General features: G+C 41.5%; 13 protein-coding genes. 9 read left to right on the top strand and 4 right to left on the bottom strand.

All coding sequences use genetic code 11. The annotated features are described in order from the left end of the window. The first annotated feature begins 79 nt into the window (after positions 1-79). The 9 genes from AAEY87_RS02710 to AAEY87_RS02670 all read left to right on the top strand — a co-directional run bounded on the left by AAEY87_RS02710 (position 80) and on the right by AAEY87_RS02670 (position 15,845). On the top strand, positions 80-1,792 hold the full coding sequence (locus AAEY87_RS02710) for an AMP-binding protein (RefSeq protein ID WP_350655841.1): 1,713 nt from the start codon (positions 80-82) through the stop codon (positions 1,790-1,792). Between the two features lie 96 nt (positions 1,793-1,888). After that, positions 1,889-2,680, top strand: coding sequence for an SDR family NAD(P)-dependent oxidoreductase (locus tag AAEY87_RS02705; protein WP_350655840.1), 792 nt, complete (start codon positions 1,889-1,891; stop codon positions 2,678-2,680). A gap of 159 nt (positions 2,681-2,839) precedes the next feature. Beyond that, positions 2,840-3,421, top strand: a complete 582-nt coding sequence (locus tag AAEY87_RS02700) for a L,D-transpeptidase family protein (RefSeq protein WP_350655839.1) — start codon at positions 2,840-2,842, stop codon at positions 3,419-3,421. A gap of 256 nt (positions 3,422-3,677) precedes the next feature. Beyond that, entirely contained in the window at positions 3,678-5,651 is a 1,974-nt protein-coding gene (locus AAEY87_RS02695) for an acyltransferase family protein (protein WP_350655838.1), read from the top strand. A gap of 397 nt (positions 5,652-6,048) precedes the next feature. Continuing rightward, positions 6,049-8,646 carry an ATP-dependent chaperone ClpB gene (gene clpB, locus AAEY87_RS02690; RefSeq protein WP_068034953.1) on the top strand — a complete coding sequence of 866 codons (2,598 nt, stop codon included), beginning with the start codon at positions 6,049-6,051 and terminating at the stop codon, positions 8,644-8,646. Between the two features lie 165 nt (positions 8,647-8,811). Further along, positions 8,812-10,050 carry a PQQ-dependent sugar dehydrogenase gene (locus AAEY87_RS02685; RefSeq protein ID WP_350655836.1) on the top strand — a complete coding sequence of 413 codons (1,239 nt, stop codon included), beginning with the start codon at positions 8,812-8,814 and terminating at the stop codon, positions 10,048-10,050. Positions 10,051-10,362: 312 nt separating this feature from the next. Next, positions 10,363-12,012, top strand: coding sequence for a BCCT family transporter (locus AAEY87_RS02680; RefSeq protein WP_068326640.1), 1,650 nt, complete (start codon positions 10,363-10,365; stop codon positions 12,010-12,012). 297 nt (positions 12,013-12,309) lie between these two features. Continuing rightward, on the top strand, positions 12,310-13,938 hold the full coding sequence (locus AAEY87_RS02675; RefSeq protein WP_068326643.1) for a BCCT family transporter: 1,629 nt from the start codon (positions 12,310-12,312) through the stop codon (positions 13,936-13,938). A 248-nt stretch (positions 13,939-14,186) separates the two neighbouring features. Further along, the gene (locus AAEY87_RS02670; protein WP_350655835.1) at positions 14,187-15,845 is read left to right on the top strand and encodes a BCCT family transporter; all 1,659 of its coding nucleotides are present in this window, start codon (positions 14,187-14,189) and stop codon (positions 15,843-15,845) included. 125 nt (positions 15,846-15,970) lie between these two features. Here AAEY87_RS02670 and AAEY87_RS02665 read toward each other — a convergent pair whose 3' ends face one another. The 4 genes from AAEY87_RS02665 to AAEY87_RS02650 all read right to left on the bottom strand — a co-directional run bounded on the left by AAEY87_RS02665 (position 15,971) and on the right by AAEY87_RS02650 (position 18,908). Next, positions 15,971-16,312 carry a hypothetical protein gene (locus AAEY87_RS02665; RefSeq protein WP_068034957.1) on the bottom strand — a complete coding sequence of 114 codons (342 nt, stop codon included), beginning with the start codon at positions 16,310-16,312 and terminating at the stop codon, positions 15,971-15,973. Positions 16,313-16,588: 276 nt separating this feature from the next. After that, positions 16,589-16,966 (bottom strand): DUF3144 domain-containing protein, encoded by a 378-nt coding sequence (locus AAEY87_RS02660; protein WP_068326646.1) that lies wholly within the window; start codon positions 16,964-16,966, stop codon positions 16,589-16,591. 34 nt (positions 16,967-17,000) lie between these two features. Beyond that, positions 17,001-18,167 (bottom strand): methionine adenosyltransferase, encoded by a 1,167-nt coding sequence (gene metK / locus AAEY87_RS02655; protein WP_068034959.1) that lies wholly within the window; start codon positions 18,165-18,167, stop codon positions 17,001-17,003. Between the two features lie 144 nt (positions 18,168-18,311). Beyond that, positions 18,312-18,908 (bottom strand): DJ-1/PfpI family protein, encoded by a 597-nt coding sequence (locus AAEY87_RS02650; protein WP_350655833.1) that lies wholly within the window; start codon positions 18,906-18,908, stop codon positions 18,312-18,314. Between the last annotated feature and the right edge of the window lie 32 nt (positions 18,909-18,940).

Genomic DNA, 18,940 nt, shown 5'->3' with positions numbered 1-18,940 from the left:
GACCGTTTTACTATTAGAACTAACATATATCCAACTTGACCCGTTGATCTCTATTTATAAATTGCTAAAGGATTAGCTCATGACTATCTCATCTTCAAATATCAATTCATCTCAAAACACTGCTTCCGATAATTCAAATACTCTAACAAGCTATGCCGATTACTATAATAATTTTGACATGGATGCGTTATTAACAGAAATCTTTGGCGAGCATCTGGACGATCGACTTAATGCTTATATGGCCTGCTGTGGCCGTCATGTGCGTGACGGTCGTGCTGATAATATCGCGCTAGTACACGAAGATACTGCAGGCAATGTGACGCGTATGAGTTTTGGTGAATTAGATAAAGCCAGCGCACAGGTGGCCAGTTTACTACAGTCTTATGGCGTGCAAGTCGGTGACCAAGTAGCAACCATGCTACCGCGTACGCCTGAGTTATTAATCATTGTATTGGCAACTTGGCGATTAGGGGCGATATATCAGCCTTTATTTACTGCTTTTGGCTATGATTCAATTAAGTACCGGATGGACAAAGCTAACACTAAAGTAGTTTTCACTAACCAAGAAAATCGTAGCAAGTTCGAAGATTTGGCCGAGCAAACCAAAATGGTTTTAATTGGTAGTACAGCTGATAGTGAGGCTTGGGGCGACGACAATTATAACGAGATGATAGCAACACAGTCGCAAGATATAGAACCAGTCTTGTTAGATACGGATGCGTCATTTTTGCAAATGTTTACCTCAGGGACCGTTGGCAAGTCAAAAGGCGTCAGTGTTCCATTAGCAGCGTTGCCAGCTTTTTATCTATATATGCGCTATGCGATTGATCTACGCGAAAGTGATAATTATTGGAATATGGCAGATCCAGGCTGGGCGTACGGTTTGTATTATGCGATTACCGGACCTCTACTATTAGGTGTCACGACTTATTTTAATGAAGCGGGTTTTGATGCTACCAATACGCGCGACTTTATGGTGCGTCATAAGATTACCAACTTGGCTTCTTCACCAACGGCATTTCGCATGATGAAATCCAGCGGTGTCTTTGAAGAAATTACTGAAAATAACTCTTCAAAATTATCATTGCGCTGTGCCAACTCAGCGGGTGAGACTTTGAATACTGAAGTAGTAAGCTGGATTGAAAGTCACTTAGGTTGCAAAGTCTGTGATCAGTATGGACAGACAGAGACCGGAATGACCTGCTGTGAGCATCATGCGTTAGAGCATGAATGCCCAGTCGGCTCGATGGGTATGGCACTACCAGGGCATACCCTCGTCGTATTGGATGATGATATGCAAGTATTACCTGATGGTGAGCAAGGCCAGCTGGCAGTTGTGGTCAGCCAATCACCAGCGTTTTATTTCCGTGGTTATAGCTGGAACGAAAAACAGGCTTTCTTTGAAGATTATTATCTGACAGGAGATGTGGTCGAACGTCATAGCGATGGCAGCTATTGGTTCTCAGGTCGTGATGATGACATTATTACCACTGCAGGTTACCGCGTCGGTCCAACTGATGTCGAAAACACCGTATTAGAACATGAGGCCGTTGCTGAGTCGGCTGCCGTCGGTGTCCCCGATGAGGTGCGCGGACATAATATCAAATCTTATGTGGTGCTAAAAGATGGCATCGAAGGCAGTGACGAGATTGCCCAGCAAATTAAAGACTTGGTACGTAAGCGTTTATCGACCCATGCTTATCCACGCGAGATTGAGTTTGTTGCAGCATTACCAAAGACGCCAAGTGGTAAGATTCAACGCTTTTTATTACGAAGTCTGACTGCTGAATAAATAAGCTTGATTGTCGATAGTTTTTAATGCTTTCAACTAAAAATTTTCCAACATTTTAACTAAAAATACTAAATCTCAAATGGTTAAGGAATAATCATGCAAATTCAACAACACAGCTTTTTGGTTACCGGTGGTGCATCAGGATTGGGTGAGTCAGTCGTTCGTGCCATCGTTAGTGAAGGCGGCAAAGTCGTCATCGCTGATTTGAATGAGTCAACTGGACAAGCATTGGTCGATGAACTGGGTGACAATGCTCGCTTTGTACGCTGTGATGTTACCAGTGGCGAAGAGGTACAAGCGGCTGTTGATAAGGCCGAAAAAGAGTTTGGCGGTTTGCAAGGTTCAATTAACTGCGCAGGCATCGCTGTCGTACAAAAGCTACTCGATCGCGAAAACAATCCAGCGGACCTTGATGCCTTTAGTCGCGGGGTTAATATCAATCTCGTTGGTTCTTTTAACGTAGCGCGTTTGGTCGCAGCTTCCATAGCTAAACGAGTTGCTAATGACAGTAATACAGAGAGCGCCGCAGAGAAGAACGCTGATAATGGTGTCATTATTAACACTGCTTCTATCGCTGCTTTTGATGGGCAAGTAGGACAGGCAAGCTATGCATCGTCCAAAGCTGGCGTGGTCGGTTTAACTTTGCCATTAGCGCGTGAGCTGGCACGTCATGGTATACGCGTCATGACTATCGCACCTGGGGTGTTTGCGACTCCAATGATGGAGACTATCCCTGAAAAAGCTCGTGAGCAGTTAGAGGCTAGCGTTCCTTATCCTAAGCGTTTGGGCAATCCTGATGAATTTGCCAAATTGGTGACTCAGATTATTGATAATGCCTACTTAAATGGAGAAGTCATTCGCCTAGATGGTGCCATTCGTATGGTCTAACTTATACCAGCTAGTTGGAAAATATCTTTAACAATTGAGTCTTATTCATAAAATTTTCACAAAATTTGGCATAGCGCTTTGATACATTAGGCAGATTCATTATCAGATTGGTACATTGTGATTTAGTTCTCCAATAGCCAATCATAAGGATCAAAGCCTATGTCGTTTTCTCCCATGAATTTCAGCAAACATTGGCTAATTATTTCTATTGGACTTGCGATTGCTGTCGTTAGTATAAGTGCGATAGCTTATATAAAAAAAGCCTCGGTCGATACGGAAGCTCTCTCTCATAACCCCAAAGCCATTCCTAATAAGGTAATTATTGATAAAGTCTTTGTCGATAAATCTGCGCGCGCCTTACAGTTACTCAGCAATAACGAAGTGATTAAATCCTATCGTATTGCGCTAGGAGATAGTCCAGTAGGTCATAAGCAGCAAGAAGGCGATCAGCGTACGCCAGTAGGCATCTATAATTTAGATTATAGGAATGAAAATTCTATCGCCTATCGTTCTATCCATATCAGTTATCCTAATGCCGCTGACAAGGCCCAAGCTGAAGCACTCGGTATTAATCCGGGCGGGGATATTATGATTCATGGGCAAATGAATGGCTTTGGTCATCTAGCGTGGATTAATCAAAAAAGCGACTGGACCGATGGTTGTATCGCTGTCGCCAACGATGAGATGGATGAGATTATGGATACCGTTGCGCTAGGCATTCCGATTGAAATAGTAGAGTGATGAGCACTTTTCTTTTCTGTTGCATTAATAATGAACGTTAATTATAATTTTTCACTCTCAAGCACTAGGGCGTGTCCTCAATTTGAAAGAACCTCTTTACCTATAAAAAGTGAATTGAATATTATTACTAGGTTATAACAACACCGTATATCGTGGTTATAAGACCGTATATCAATTATGTTTTATGTTGCTAGTTTTCTTTTAATGTTTCTATGCTATTGTCTATAATCGCTTATACGAATGTAAGGGGAAAATTGTGTTTGATAAATATACTCACCATGAGTATAGAAATGACATCCAAGGATTAAGAGCGGTAGGCGCCATTATTATTATGGTTTTCCATATATGGTTTAATAAGGTATCAGGCGGGGTTGATGTCTTTTTCGTCGTTTCTGGGTTTTTGATGGCTTCAATTGTATTGAAGGGTTATTTTTTAAACGGCACATTTAGCCCATTTCCTTTTTGGGGAGGGGTGATAAAGAGAGTGGCACCATCAGCATATATCGTGCTTGCAGCCACATTAATTGCTAGCTACTTTATTTCATCTCCAGTCCTTATATATACTGTGCTACATGAGATAATTGCCAGCGCCTTACATCTTGAAAATATACAACTGATCAGACTTTCTGTCGATTATTTATCTTCTGGTAGTCCGCCTAGTCCTGTACAACAGTTTTGGGCGCTATCTATCCAGATGCAGTTTTATGTGGTTTTCCCGCTAATTCTAATTCCTCTAGCTTATATCGCTAAGAAAAAACAAACCTCAGCGCCTTTATTTTTAGGAGTAATTTTCGTCATATTGGCGTCTTTTGCATATGCTACGGTGTTGGTTAAAGACGATCCAGCGATGAGTTACTTTAATCCGTTATCAAGGATTTGGGAGTTTTTCTTTGGATCACTCGCATTTCTTTTAATCTCAAATGCTAAAAAAATAAAATATAGACAAGCATTGGGGGTTGTAGGTATTGCTCTGATTGTTGGTGGAGCTATATTGATTCCTAGAGGGGCAAGTTTTTCAGGTCCTGTATCATTGATTCCGGTACTTGGTGCAGTTTTTATTATCATGTCTGGCGTTGGTGGTAAGGGCGTAGTAAACAACCTATTATCAAATAAATTCTTAGTGTTTTTAGGCGGTATATCTTTTACTATTTACCTTTGGCACTGGCCTATCTTAGTATTTTATAAAGAATATTTTGGTTATGAATCTGTTAGTCTGTTGCAAGGACTAATGATTATGATTGCCTCTACAGTTTTGGCATACTTCACCAGTAAAAAAATAGAATCTCCTTTTAGAAAAATACCAAGAGAAAAAGTACTTGTTAACTTCTCAATCGGAGTCCTGTTTTTCTTACCGGTGATGGTAGCGGCTTTCGCATTTAGACATGAAGTAGTATCTACCACCGAAAGTGCAAAGACAGCGTTGGAAAGTAAGTCTGTTGAACCCTTTAAGGGCGACAGTATCTACGTAGAAGATCAAGCCTTCAAACCAGATCGCGATCGGCTGCTTACGATAAAACAAAGAGTTCCTGCTGCCTATGCTCCTGGCTGTAATCAATCTATGGATGGAGAGGAGGTCACTACTTGCGAATTTGGAGACCTGAGTTCTGATAAAGAAATTGTACTAGCAGGAGGATCTCATGCCGTACAATGGATTACAGCGCTAGATACCATTGGACAAGATAATAATTTTAAAGTTATCAATATGACTAAGGCCGGATGCCCTTTAGGAGCACTTGAAGAGTCGAATGAATCTTGTCAAAAATGGAACGAAGCCGCCATTAAAAAAATTATAGATATAAACCCTTATGCAGTCATTACAAACTCTACTAGAGTGAACTTAGAGAAAGGCGAATTTATTCCTCCATCATATGTTGATAGCTGGAAAGTGCTTGCTGATAACAAAATCGATGTTATCGGTATAAGAGATAATCCACGTTTCGACTTTGATGTACCGGACTGTCTACATAGGAATAGAAACGGGTCAGACGTAGATGCTTGTACCATAGATCGTGCAGATGCTTTACTACCGACTGATCCTACTTTAGATTATCAAGACATTATTACGGGCATTGATATGTCAGATATGTTCTGTACCGCCGAAAAATGTCTGACTACTTTTTCTGAAAAAATAATGTACCGTGATGCTGAACATATCAGCATAGAGTATGCTCATTTTATAAAAGATAAATTTGAGGATAAGCTAAAAGGCGCATTATCCACTCTCAGTTAAATAGAGTTTATAGTCGTATATAAGCAAATCAAGATAGCACCAAAATTAGGAAGTAGGGTAATGGATATACGACAAGTATAACTGTTAGCCTACTTCCTTTTTTGCTTAAAAATATTGTCTTTTGTCTTGAGATTTTGCACTTGAAATATATTCTAAAAATACCAATTAACAGTCAATATTAATATCAATACTAGTGGTAAGGTTTAATCTTTGCAGAGGTTGTAATCAGTCTGTCTTATGTATATACCAGAAAGTCATTATCTATTATTGACACGGTATACTTTTTAGTTGAAATACAATTCAACATACCGCATATATATAACAGTTGAACAAAAGGGTTACACTATAAATCCACTACAAAGACTATTGATAAATACTAATTATAAAAGGTGAGAATATGAGGTTTGAAAAATTTACGCAGAAGCTACAGGCCGCCATTCAAGAGGCGCAAAGTCTAGCACTAGGTCGTGATAATACTGGGATTGATCCGGTGCATTTACTGGCAGTTTTATTACAGGATGAGTCTAACTTGTCTATCTGTCAGCAAGCAGGTGCATCTATTCCAGCATTAAAGAATGGCGTGGCGAAGGCGTTGGACAATCAAGCTAAGATTGCTGAACCTACCGGTGATGTAAATCTAAATCCAAACGCAGTTAAAATTCTAAATTTGGCCGATCGCCAAGCGCAAAAAGCTGGTGATGATTTTATTGCAACAGAATGGGTTATATTGGCACTGGCTGAACAAGGCGAGACCAAAAAAATATTTGAAAGTGCAGGAGTGACTGCTGCTAAGTTAAAAGTAGTAATCGAGCAGCTACGTGGTAATGAGAAGGTAGACAATCAAAACGCTGAAGATCAGCGTGATGCACTGAATAAGTATACGATTAACTTAACTGAGCAAGCAGAACTCGGTAAGCTTGATCCAGTCATTGGCCGTGATGAAGAGATTCGCCGTACCATTCAGGTACTGTCACGTCGTACTAAGAATAACCCAGTACTAATTGGTGAGCCGGGTGTTGGTAAGACTGCTATTGTCGAAGGCTTGGCGCAAAAAATTATCAACGGTGATGTACCAGAAGGTCTACGCCGCAAAGAAGTGCTATCGCTAGATTTAGGTGCATTGATAGCTGGTGCAAAATTCCGTGGCGAGTTTGAAGAGCGTCTCAAAAGTGTGCTTAGTGATTTAGCCAAGCAAGAAGGTAATGTCATCTTATTCATTGATGAGCTGCATACCATGGTTGGGGCGGGTAAATCGGAAGGTGCGATGGATGCAGGTAACATGTTAAAACCTGCGCTGGCACGTGGTGAGCTACATTGCGTCGGTGCCACTACTTTGGATGAGTATCGTCAGTATATCGAAAAGGATGCGGCGCTTGAGCGTCGTTTCCAAAAAGTCTTGGTCGATGAGCCGACAGTTGAAGATACTATTGCTATTCTGCGTGGTCTCAAAGACCGTTATGAGCTGCATCATGGTGTCGTTATTCAAGATAGCGCTATCATTGCGGCTGCGCGTATGAGTCATCGCTATATTACTGATCGTAAACTGCCGGATAAGGCGATTGATCTTATTGACGAAGCAGCCAGTCGTCTGCGGATGGAGATGGACAGTAAGCCTGAGGCATTAGGTAAGCTCGATAGCCGTTTGATTCAGTTAAAAATGCAGCGCGAAGTGTTGAAAAACGAAGAAGATGCGGGTGCGAAAGCAGAGCTCAAAATACTAGATACACAGATTGAAGAAGTTGAAAAAGAGTCTGCTGACCTCAATGAGATTTGGCAGGCTGAAAAGGCTTTAGTTGAAGGTAGTAAACAACATAAAGAAAACTTGGATAAAGCACGTATTCAGCTAGAAAAAGCCTCGCGTGATGGCGATTATGCAGAAATGTCTCGATTACAATATGGTGTGATACCCGAACTTGAAAAACAAATTGCCGAGATTGATTTGGCTGAGCAAAAGGAGCAAGCAGGCGAGCCAATATCCGTCAAATTATTGCGGAATAAAGTAACTGACAATGAGGTTGCTGAAGTAGTCGCAGCGGCAACCGGTATTCCTGTCAGTAAAATGATGCAAGGTGAGCGCGATAAGATGCTGGCGATGGAAGACAAGCTCCACGAACGCGTCATTGGTCAAGATGAAGCAGTTGAGTCGGTTGCCAATGCGGTGCGCCGTAGTCGTGCAGGCTTATCTGACCCGAATCGTCCTTCTGGCTCGTTCTTATTTCTAGGGCCAACAGGTGTAGGTAAGACTGAGCTGACCAAATCTTTGGCAAACTTCTTGTTTGATAGTGAAGATGCGATGGTGCGTATCGACATGAGTGAGTTCATGGAAAAGCACAGTGTCAGTCGCTTGGTAGGTGCGCCTCCTGGTTATGTTGGCTACGAAGAGGGTGGTACATTGACAGAAGCGGTACGTCGCAAGCCTTATAGTGTCGTGCTGTTCGATGAGGTAGAAAAAGCGCACCCTGATGTTTTCAATATTTTATTGCAAGTATTGGATGATGGGCGCTTGACTGACTCGCAAGGTCGCGTAGTAGACTTTAAGAATACCGTTATCATCATGACCAGTAACTTGGGTTCACATAAAATCCAAGAGATGGTTGGCGAAGATTACAAAGACATCAAAGCGGCAGTGATGGATTCAGTTGGCGAGCATTTCCGTCCTGAGTTTGTGAACCGTATTGATGAGATTGTGGTGTTCCATGCGTTGGGTCAAGAACAAATGGCTGGTATTGCTGATATTCAGCTGGAGCGTCTGCGCCATCGCTTGCAAGAGCGTGAGCTAGACATTACGCTCTCTGATGAAGCAATGAGTCAGCTGGTCGCAGTTGGTTATGATCCTGTATACGGTGCGCGTCCGCTCAAACGTGCTATCCAACAAGAGATTGAAAACCCACTATCAATGAAATTGCTGGCAGGTGACTTTGTCGCGGGTGACATCATTAAAGTCGATGTTGGTCTAGATGATAAGCTGACTTTCGATAAACTTAGAATGAGCTAATAAAGTCAATTCAATGATCCTACATTAGGATATTAGTTTGGCAATAAACCAACCCCTTACTTGCAATAGCAGGTAAGGGGTTTTTCTATACAAAAACATAATCTGTACCAGAGCGTGCCTTATGCTTGTTATATTAGAGGAAAGCGGACTTAAAGGAATAATATTATGATAACGACTACTAAGCTTATAAAAGTACCTTTGACCATAATAGCGCTATTATTTAGCGCCTCTGCTTGCTCCAATCCATCCACAGTGAATACTGATACAGCCACTGCGCAATCAGAAGCGTCCGACAGCTCTGCTACCGAGGTAAAAGCCGATGGCGACAAACCTGAATTCACGACTAAGACTCTAACCAGCTTTGATGAGCCATGGGCGATGACAGCGCTACCTAAAAGCGATAATGAGTCACGTAAACTACTAGTGACTCAAAAAGCAGGTGAGCTGTTTATTGTCGATACCGCAACAGGGAACAAGACAAAAGTAAACGATGTACCCAAGGTCGCTTATGGTGGGCAGGGGGGACTCGGTGATTTAATTCTTGCGCCAGACTTTGCTACTACCAACATGGTATATCTTAGCTACGTTGAAGCAGGAAGTGGCGTAGATAGCAATCAATTTGGGGCTAAGGTTATCAAAGCCAAACTTGCAGGATTAGATACTGATGCGCCAAGCTTGCAAGAGATTACGCCAATTTGGCAGCAAACGCCAAAAGTTAAAGGTCAAGGTCATTATAGCCATCGTTTACTATTCTCTCCTGATGGACAGTACTTATATATCAGCTCAGGTGAACGTCAGAAAAAAGACCCTGCACAAGATATGACGGTCAATTTGGGCAAGATAATACGGCTAAACGCTGATGGCTCTGTACCAAAAGACAATCCATTTGTAGGCAATGCTAACGATATCGCCTCGCAGTTTTGGACGATAGGTCATCGTAACGTACTCGGTATGACGTTTGATGATAGTGGTAGACTCTGGGCGCACGAGATGGGTCCAAAAGGCGGTGATGAATTTAACCTGATTAAAAAAGGTAGCAATTATGGTTGGCCTATCGTCTCTAATGGGCGTAACTATTCAGGCACTGATATTCCTGATCATAATACTCGTCATGAATTTGAAGCGCCTAAAATCACTTGGACACCAGTGATATCACCGTCTTCTATGAGTATATATTCTTCTGGTACTCAAAACGATTTTCCAGCATGGCAAAGCAGTGCACTTATCAGTGGTCTATCATCCAAAGCATTAATAGTGGTAAGTTTGGATGAAAATGACGCAGCTCATGAACGTTACCGTTATGATATGGGTGAGCGTATTCGTAGCGTGCTGGCAGTAGATGGAGAAGTATGGCTACTAGAAGATGGTGATAATGGTAAGTTGCTAAAATTGCTACCTAAATAGGGTGATTGCATTAGACAGCATTGATAGATGACTTGATTAATTATCCTACATCTCAACCTCACATTTGTACGAAATGTGAGGTTTTTTAACATTTGACTATTAAGAATATTGAGTAAAAATATTGGTTTTTTTAAATCAATTTGGATTAGAGCGAGCGGTTTATCTAACGATACATTGGCATTAAGACAAACTTAGTAGTAGTTAAACAGAGAGATAACAGTAGTATTTTTATTGAGTTTTATTTTGTAATTAATTGATAATTAAGGATTAGTTTGTTAAGGTGACATTCCTTAGATTACGAGATTTTAACCCATGAACGAAGTAAAAGTAGAAAGATTGGGTCCATTCCCAAGGGTTAATAAGCCTGTTTTTATTACCTCAGGTGTTTTAATTGTTGGTTTCATTATTTTTGGTGCTTTTTTTACTGAAACTGCATCCGCACTTTTTAGTTTTTTACAAAGTTTTATTGCTGATAAGTTTGGCTGGCTGTTCATTATATTAATGAACGTGGCATTAGTCTTTTGTATCTATCTAGCAGCGAGTCGCTACGGTGACATTCGTTTAGGTAAACAGACAGAGCGACCACAATATAGCCTTGTCTCTTGGATAGGTATGCTGTTCTCAGCAGGTATTGGTATTGGGCTGGTATACTGGGGCACAGCGGAGCCTTTGTACCATTTCATGGCACCACCAATGGGTGAAGCAGAAACGGTAGAAGCTGCCAAACAAGCGATGAATATCTCATTTGTACATTGGGGATTGCATGCTTGGGCAATTTATACCATCGTGGCGCTCTCCTTAGCTTATTTTCATTTTCGCCGTGGTCTGCCTCTATCAATTCGCTCAACACTGTATCCATTATTGGGTCAAAGAATTTACGGCGGTTGGGGACATACTGTCGATATTTTGGCGGTATTTGGTACGATGTTTGGCGTCGTAACTTCGCTAGGTTTGGGGGTTATGCAGATCAACTCAGGCCTTGAGGGTTTGTTTGGCATACCAAACAGCTTACCTGTACAGTTTCTCATTATTGCCTTTGTGACTGCCTTAGCCTGCGTATCTCTTATGTTGGGTCTTGATAAAGGTATCAAGCGCTTAAGTGATATCAATATGGGCCTTACTGGTGTGCTGTTAGCCTTTATAGTGATTTTAGGTCCAACATTATTTATTTTTGATAGTTTTATTGAAAATATTGGCAACTATCTAATGTCAGTCATTCCATTAGGTTTTTGGGGTGAGGCTTACAGTAATACCGATTGGCAGTCGTCATGGACAATTTTCTATTGGGCATGGTGGGTAAGTTGGGCGCCATTTGTAGGTGTATTTATTGCCCGTATTAGCCGTGGTCGTACCATCCGTGAGTTTGTATTGGGTGTACTATTAATTCCAATGACCATTTTATTCTTCTGGTTTACTGCCTTCGGTGGCGTTGCTATTCATATGGAGCTGTTGGCAGCTCTTGATCCAGCCTTGGTTAGTCCAGGATTGGTCGAAGCCGTACAAGCAGATACTGGTAGCGCAATCTTTAAATTGGTCGAGTACTATCCACTTACCAAACCTATTACTTTGTTAATCGTCATTATGATTGTACTTTGGTTTGTGACCTCATCAGACTCCGCAAGCTTTGTTATCGATATGTTGACGGCTGGTGGTGATACCAATCCACCAAAGATTCAGCGTTTATTTTGGGCAACGATGGAGGGTCTGATTGCGGCTATATTATTAGCAGCAGGTGGCTTAGGTGCACTGCAAGCAGCAGCTATTGTGGCAGGGCTACCGTTTGCCTTAGTGATATTTGTAATGATGTATGCACTTTTACGTGGTCTGGGTCGAGATCGTTTGATACTTTATCGCGCTCAACAACAATTTATTACTGATGAATCTGCGGATCATAACTCAGCCAATGAATTTATTGATGAAAAACTGCTAAAGGGACCACCTAAAATTGTAAAAGGTGACTAATTTTTAGTGTTTAAGTTCTAGTGATTAAGTTCTATAAGAAAGCCCAACTCTGTATGAGTTGGGCTTTTTTTGAGAGCGAGTTTGTAATGATAAAGGCTTAACGATATATGTACTCTGAAGGTAGCTGTTTAATCATTCATATTTAAAATCAATACGTTACTTAAGCAAAAAATAAACTATAACTTAAATCAATAACTCCTTTTTTATTGCAAACTTTTTTTACAATAAAATCCCATTAAATTGATAATTGGGTAACATCTTGTTATGGTAGCAACCCCTTAGATTTTGGAAAGCATAATGAGCGAACTCAAAATTGGCCGTTTAGGGCCTTTTCCACGAGTAAACAAACCTGTATTTATTGCTTCAGCAGTACTGATCTTAGGTTTTATTATATTTGGTGCTTTGTTTCAAGAGCTGGCAAGCACTCTATTTAGTACCATGCAGACTTTTATTACCCAACGTTTTGGCTGGCTATTTGTCATACTGATGAACGTTGCCGTATTTTTATGTTTGTATTTAATATTTAGTAAATATGGTGATATCCGTTTAGGTCATCAAACCGAAACGCCGCAATACAGTTTGCCCTCTTGGATTGGCATGTTGTTTTCAGCCGGTATTGGTATTGGCATTATGTATTGGGGTACAGCTGAGCCTGTTTATCACTTTATGTCACCGCCATTGGGCGAAGCGGAAACAGTAGAAGCTGCAAAACAAGCGATGAATATCTCCTTTTTACATTATGGGATTCACGCTTGGGCAATTTATGCTGTGGTTGCATTGTCATTAGCCTATTTTCATTTTCGCCGTGGCTTACCGCTCGCTATTCGTTCTAGCCTATATCCGATATTAGGTCAGAAAATTTATGGCAAATGGGGACATACTGTTGATACGTTGGCAGTATTTGGTACGATGTTTGGTGTGGTGACCACGTTAGGTTTTGGCGTGTTGCAGATTAACTCTGGATTAGAAGGGTTGTTTGGACTGCCTAATACAGTAACGATGCAAGTTATCTTAATCGCTTTGATTACTATGCTTGCGTGTGGCTCATTAATGATGGGTTTAGATAAAGGTATCAAGCGCTTAAGTGATACTAATATTATTTTGACATTTGTGTTGTTGGGCTTTGCCTTTATCATGGGTCCTACTCAATACATCATGGATAGTTTGGTAGAAAATACTGGTAACTATCTACAAAACCTTGTCCAGCTTGGTTTTTGGAGTGAGGCTTATAGCAAAGGTGATTGGCAGTCATCATGGACGATATTTTACTGGGCATGGTGGGTCAGTTGGTCACCATTTGTAGGCGTATTCATCGCCCGCATTAGCCGTGGTCGTACTATCCGTGAATTTTTGCTAGGTGTTTTATTTGTACCTATGATTATTCTGTTTTTCTGGTTCACGACCTTTGGTGGTGTGGCAGTAAATATGGAATTAATTGGTAACCCTGGATTTATCGAAGTAGTACAGAATGATTATGGTAGTGCTATCTTTAAGTTGATGGAGTTCTATCCATTGACCAAAGCGACTACGATGTTGATTGTCATTATGATTGTACTATGGTTTGTGACTTCATCAGATTCAGCCAGTTTTGTCATCGATATGTTGACGTCTGGCGGTGAAACCAACCCACCTAAAATTCAGCGTTTATTTTGGGCTATTCTGCAGGGTTTGGTTGCAGCTATCTTGTTGGCGGCTGGTGGCTTAGGTGCTCTACAGGCGGCAGCTATCGTCGCTGGATTTCCATTCGCTATCGTTGTCTTCGTCATGCTATACGCTATGTTGCGAGGGTTTAGTCGTGATGAGCTGATACTGTATCGAGCAGAACAACGATTTATCACTGATGAGTCAGTTCAGCACAATACGGCTAATGAATTCACTGATGAAGAGTTTTTAGAAGGCCCACCTGAAGTTGCCAAAGGTGACTAAAAAACAGCGTTAAATCTATGGTTGATAAAAGAAACCCCAGTCTCTTCGTAGACTGGGGTTTTACTTATTAAGATAGTTAATAAAGTAACGAACGTAAAAAAGCTATTCCAAAGAAGTACTTATAAACAAAAAATAATCCCAAAATTTTTAGGTTCGTTTCTTATATTAGAGTTAAGCATAACGACTTTATATTTGATAATTGATTGATATCTTGATATTGTGACGCTATTTTGTCTCTAGGAAGCTCTATGGATCATGTCAAAGTTGGCAGAGTGGGCCCTTTTCCACGGGTAAGTAAACCGGTTTTTTTAACCTCGGTAATTTTGATTACCTTGTTTATTATCTTTGGCGCTTTTTTTAATGAACAAGCAGAAATAGTATTTGGCCAAGCAAAAGAATTTGTTTCTTTGCGCTTTGGCTGGTTCTTTATTGTGGTTATTAATGCCACCGTGATGATGAGTATCTATATGATATTTAGTCGTTACGGCGATATCAGGCTTGGTCATCAGACAGAAAAACCTGAATACAAATTGCTTTCTTGGATTGGCATGCTGTTCTCCGCCGGTATCGGTATCGGACTACTGTACTGGGGAACGGCTGAGCCGCTTTATCACTATATGGCACCGCCACTTGGTAAGGGAGAGACTGTCGCATCTGCTAAGCTTGCGATGAACATCTCATTCTTGCATTATGGTTTCCATGTGTGGGCATTGTATGGCATGGTCGCTTTGGCTTTGGCTTACTTTCACTATCGCCGTGGTTTGCCACTAGCTATTCGCTCAACGCTATATCCCATATTAGGTAAAAAGATATACGGTGGTTGGGGTCATACGGTCGATACACTAGCGGTATTTGGTACAATGTTTGGGGTAGTGACTACCTTAGGTCTTGGGGTGTTACAGATTAACTCTGGTCTTGAGAGTGTATTCGGTATCCCTAACAATATTACCGTGCAGATTATCTTGATTGCATTTATCACTGTGCTGGCAGGATTGTCCTTGTTTATGGGACTAGATAAAGGTATCAAGCGCTTAAGCGATATCAATATCTTTCTGACTATTGTGCTATTGAGCTTTGTGATTATTTTGGGCCCTACGCAGTTTATTTTTAATAGCTTTGTAGAAAACATTGGTAATTATCTACATCAAGTGATTCCTTTAGGTACGTGGACAGAGTCTTATGAAGGTCAAGAAAACTGGCAGTCATCGTGGACTATTTTCTATTGGGCATGGTGGATTAGCTGGTCACCATTCGTTGGGGTATTCGTGGCCCGTATCTCTCGTGGTCGTACCATTCGTGAGTTCACGTTAGGGGTGTTATTAATCCCTATTACGATTTTGTTCTTATGGTTTACTGCTTTTGGTGGCTCAGCGGTACATATGGAGCTAATGGCTGCGGCTGATCCTAATATGGCAAGTCCTGGGCTGGTTGAGGCCGTTAGGGCAGATACTGGTAGTGCTATCTTTAAGCTGATGGAGTCTTATCCACTGACGACCGTATTCAACTTGCTGATTGTGCTGATGATTGTGCTTTGGTTCGTCACCTCATCGGATTCTGCAAGCTTTGTTATTGATATGCTGACCTCCGGTGGCGATACTGATCCACCAAAGATTCAGCGTCTATTCTGGGCAGGAACTGAAGGCGTCATTGCTGCAGTGCTATTAGCAGCAGGCGGGTTAGGGGCATTGCAGGCAGCTTCTATCGTGTCAGGTTTTCCCTTCGCTGTTGTGATACTAGTAATGATGTATTCTCTATTACGGGGTTTGAGTCGAGATCACTTGATCCTTTATCGTCAGCAGCAGTGGTTTACGACTGAAGAGTCAGCAGAGCATAACTCAGCAAACGAGTTCCGCGATGAAGATCTGTTAGAGGGTCCGCCTGATATCGTTGTAAAACCTAACAAGTAAAAACCTAGTAAGTAAATAGACAGAATATCTTTAAAAAGCAATATTGATAAAAACCCCAACTGATATCAAGTTGGGGTTTTTTATTATTAGGATATTAAATGTTTTTGGTTCGAGCTATTGAAAGATTAGATACATTTGCCTGGTACATAACCTATTGCTGCAGTGGTGCCACAGGCTGAGCAGGCATTACCCGCCGTACGATAACTCACTACCGAACCAACTTTAGTAGTAACGCAAACAGGGTCATATTGCATAGTACACATGTTTTGCTCTGGGTTGTGAGGCGGGCACTTAGTAAACAAATTATCACTGGGTGCTGGTTGATTAGTGGCTGGTGTGTGAATCGGAGTGGTATCAGGCTCGGTACCACTCGGTATATTACTACAGCCTGCTAACGTCATTGCTACGGATATTCCTAGTAACGACAAGCATGAACGCCAAGATGTCCAAAAATTATTGTTAAACATAAGATGTCCTTATCTATTAGAGTCACGATTTATGAAGGTCGCAATTTATGAAAACTATAACGTCCTATTGTAGGGGATGAGCTAATAATCGGTTGCGTAGCAGACTCTTCTGCTATATCTGCTTTTATAAGTCAATGATAGCCTAAGCTCGAAGAGCTTGAATTTCTTTTAATATCAATCTAATTGTAGTCAGTCATCTGTTAAAAAGATAGCCAATAAAAAACCCCAGTCTATGAATAGGCTGAGGTTTTGTTTTAAGACTGAATAATAAAGCACTTATTTAGCCGGTTTATCATCTTGATTAAGCTGAACATATTTATCGAAGTTCTGTGCATAATCGGTTAAATTGTCACTCAGCATCTGACGGTACTGCTTAACGTAAAACTCTACGATATCGTCTTTTTCTTTTGCAAAGTCATCACCCTTTATGAAGCCAATAGAGGCAACCGAAGCGCTATAACGAGCTGCAGCATAAAGTAGTGAAGCACCGACTTGCCCTGAATGAGCATCAGGACCTAATTGGCTATTCGCGATACCAATGATAGCATCGGCACGCTGATAAAACGCCTGCATTTCAGGGGTGATTTCAGCCATTGCTTCAGCATTGTCGTTTACGTTAGCGTTAACATTGTTATCGATATTGTCTTGAGACATAAGCTACTCCTATTGAGTGTATTTGAATATAGATTTATAGACCTGCATCTGCTTTTAAAATCTCAGCTTTGTCTGTTTTTTCCCAAGTAAAGGCAGTTTCAGAACCTTCGCGACCAAAGTGTCCAAAGGTCGCCGTTCGTTGATACATAGGCTGGAGTAAGTTGAGCATTTGCGTAATGCCATAAGGACGCAGGTCAAAATGAGTGCGAATCAGGCGAATGATTTCTTCAGAGCTGATTTTACTCGTACCAAAAGTATTAACCGAAATAGAGGTTGGTTCAGCGACCCCAATTGCATAGCTAACTTGCACTTCACAGCGCTCAGCCAATCCAGCTGCGACGATGTTTTTAGCGACATAACGTACCGCATAGGCAGCGCTACGGTCAACTTTTGAGGGATCTTTACCACTGAATGCGCCGCCACCATGACGAGCCATACCACCGTAAGTGTCGACAATGATTTTACGTCCGGTTAAGCCTGCATCACCAACGGGACCACCAATGACAAACTTGCCAGTTGGGTTGATGTGGTAGCGAGTACCAGCATGTAACAGATCGGCTGGCAGTACTTCTTTAATGATAGATTCCATAATCGCTTCTTGCAGATCTTTCTGCGAGATGCTTGGATCATGCTGAGTAGAGAGCACCACTGCATCAATCGCAGTTGGGCGATTGCCATCATATCTTAATGTCACTTGCGCTTTGGCATCTGGACGTAACCAAGGTAGATCGCCTGCACGGCGCAGCTCAGATTGGCGCTCCATAAGACGATGTGCAAACTCGATAGGGGCAGGCATTAAGACTTCTGTCTCATTACTAGCATAGCCAAACATCAATCCTTGGTCACCAGCGCCTTGTTCTTCTGGGCTACTGCGATCAACGCCCTGAGCAATCTCAGGTGATTGTTTGCCAAGCATATTAATAACCGCGCAAGTCTCGCCATCAAAGCCAAGATCTGAATGATGATAGCCGATACCGTTGACTGTATCACGTACGATGCGTTCTACGTCGATGTTAGCAGTAGTTGTCACTTCGCCTGCTAGTATGACTGCACCAGTTTTAACCAGCGTTTCACACGCTACACGTGCTTGTAGGTCTTCACGTAAGATGGCATCAAGGATAGCGTCTGAGATTTGGTCAGCCATTTTATCAGGGTGGCCTTCGCTTACGGATTCAGATGTAAATAAGTTGTATTCACGCATAGTTGGATCGCTTAATTGCAAGGACTGTTATTAATAAAATCAGTCATAATTGAATGTTAACGGAAAATAAGAGGCAAAAGTGAATCAAAAAATTAGCACATTTTACCGTGAATCGAGTTAAAACTCTAGTGTCAGCTATTGTTGCTAACAATCGTAGAAATCATCAAGCTGGCTATCTTCTTGCCAGCGATACTCTGTATAGTTAGCGATTTGTCGCACAGTAGCAATATCATGTCTATCAGCAATAAAACCAAGCGTCATATCCATTCCAGCACTGACGCCCGAGGAAGTATAGAACTTGCCGTCTACTACCCAGCGTGCTTGCTGTATCCAATTAACTTTGTCTGACTGCTTAATAACCCATTGCCAAGAAAGCTTATTAGAAGTGGCGCGCTTACCATCCAAGATATTAGCCTTGGCTAATAACGCACTGCCAGTACAGACGCTGAGCACCCAGTCGGCGTTATCAGAGAGTTTGGTAAGAGTCTGCAAAAACTGGCTGTCCTCGATTACTTGACGCGTACCTTTACCGCCGACAATTAATAAAATATTAGTTTGATGCTCTAACTCTGCTACTGCAACAGTTTGCAACGCGACACCATGATGATTATGAATAATACCACCTGCTATAGAAGCAAATTGGATACGATAATGCTCAGGTAGGCAGCCGAACATCTCTATTGGTCCAAACAGGTCTAGCGTCTCAAAATTATCAAATACTAGGGCAGTGAGCGTTTGCATTATTTTTCCTCAAGTTGAGACAGCTATAATCA

This window comes from Psychrobacter sp. S1-30-MNA-CIBAN-0213, from assembly GCF_040309845.1.
Classification (GTDB): domain Bacteria; phylum Pseudomonadota; class Gammaproteobacteria; order Pseudomonadales; family Moraxellaceae; genus Psychrobacter.
This window is presented reverse-complemented; position numbering and strand designations above follow the sequence as displayed.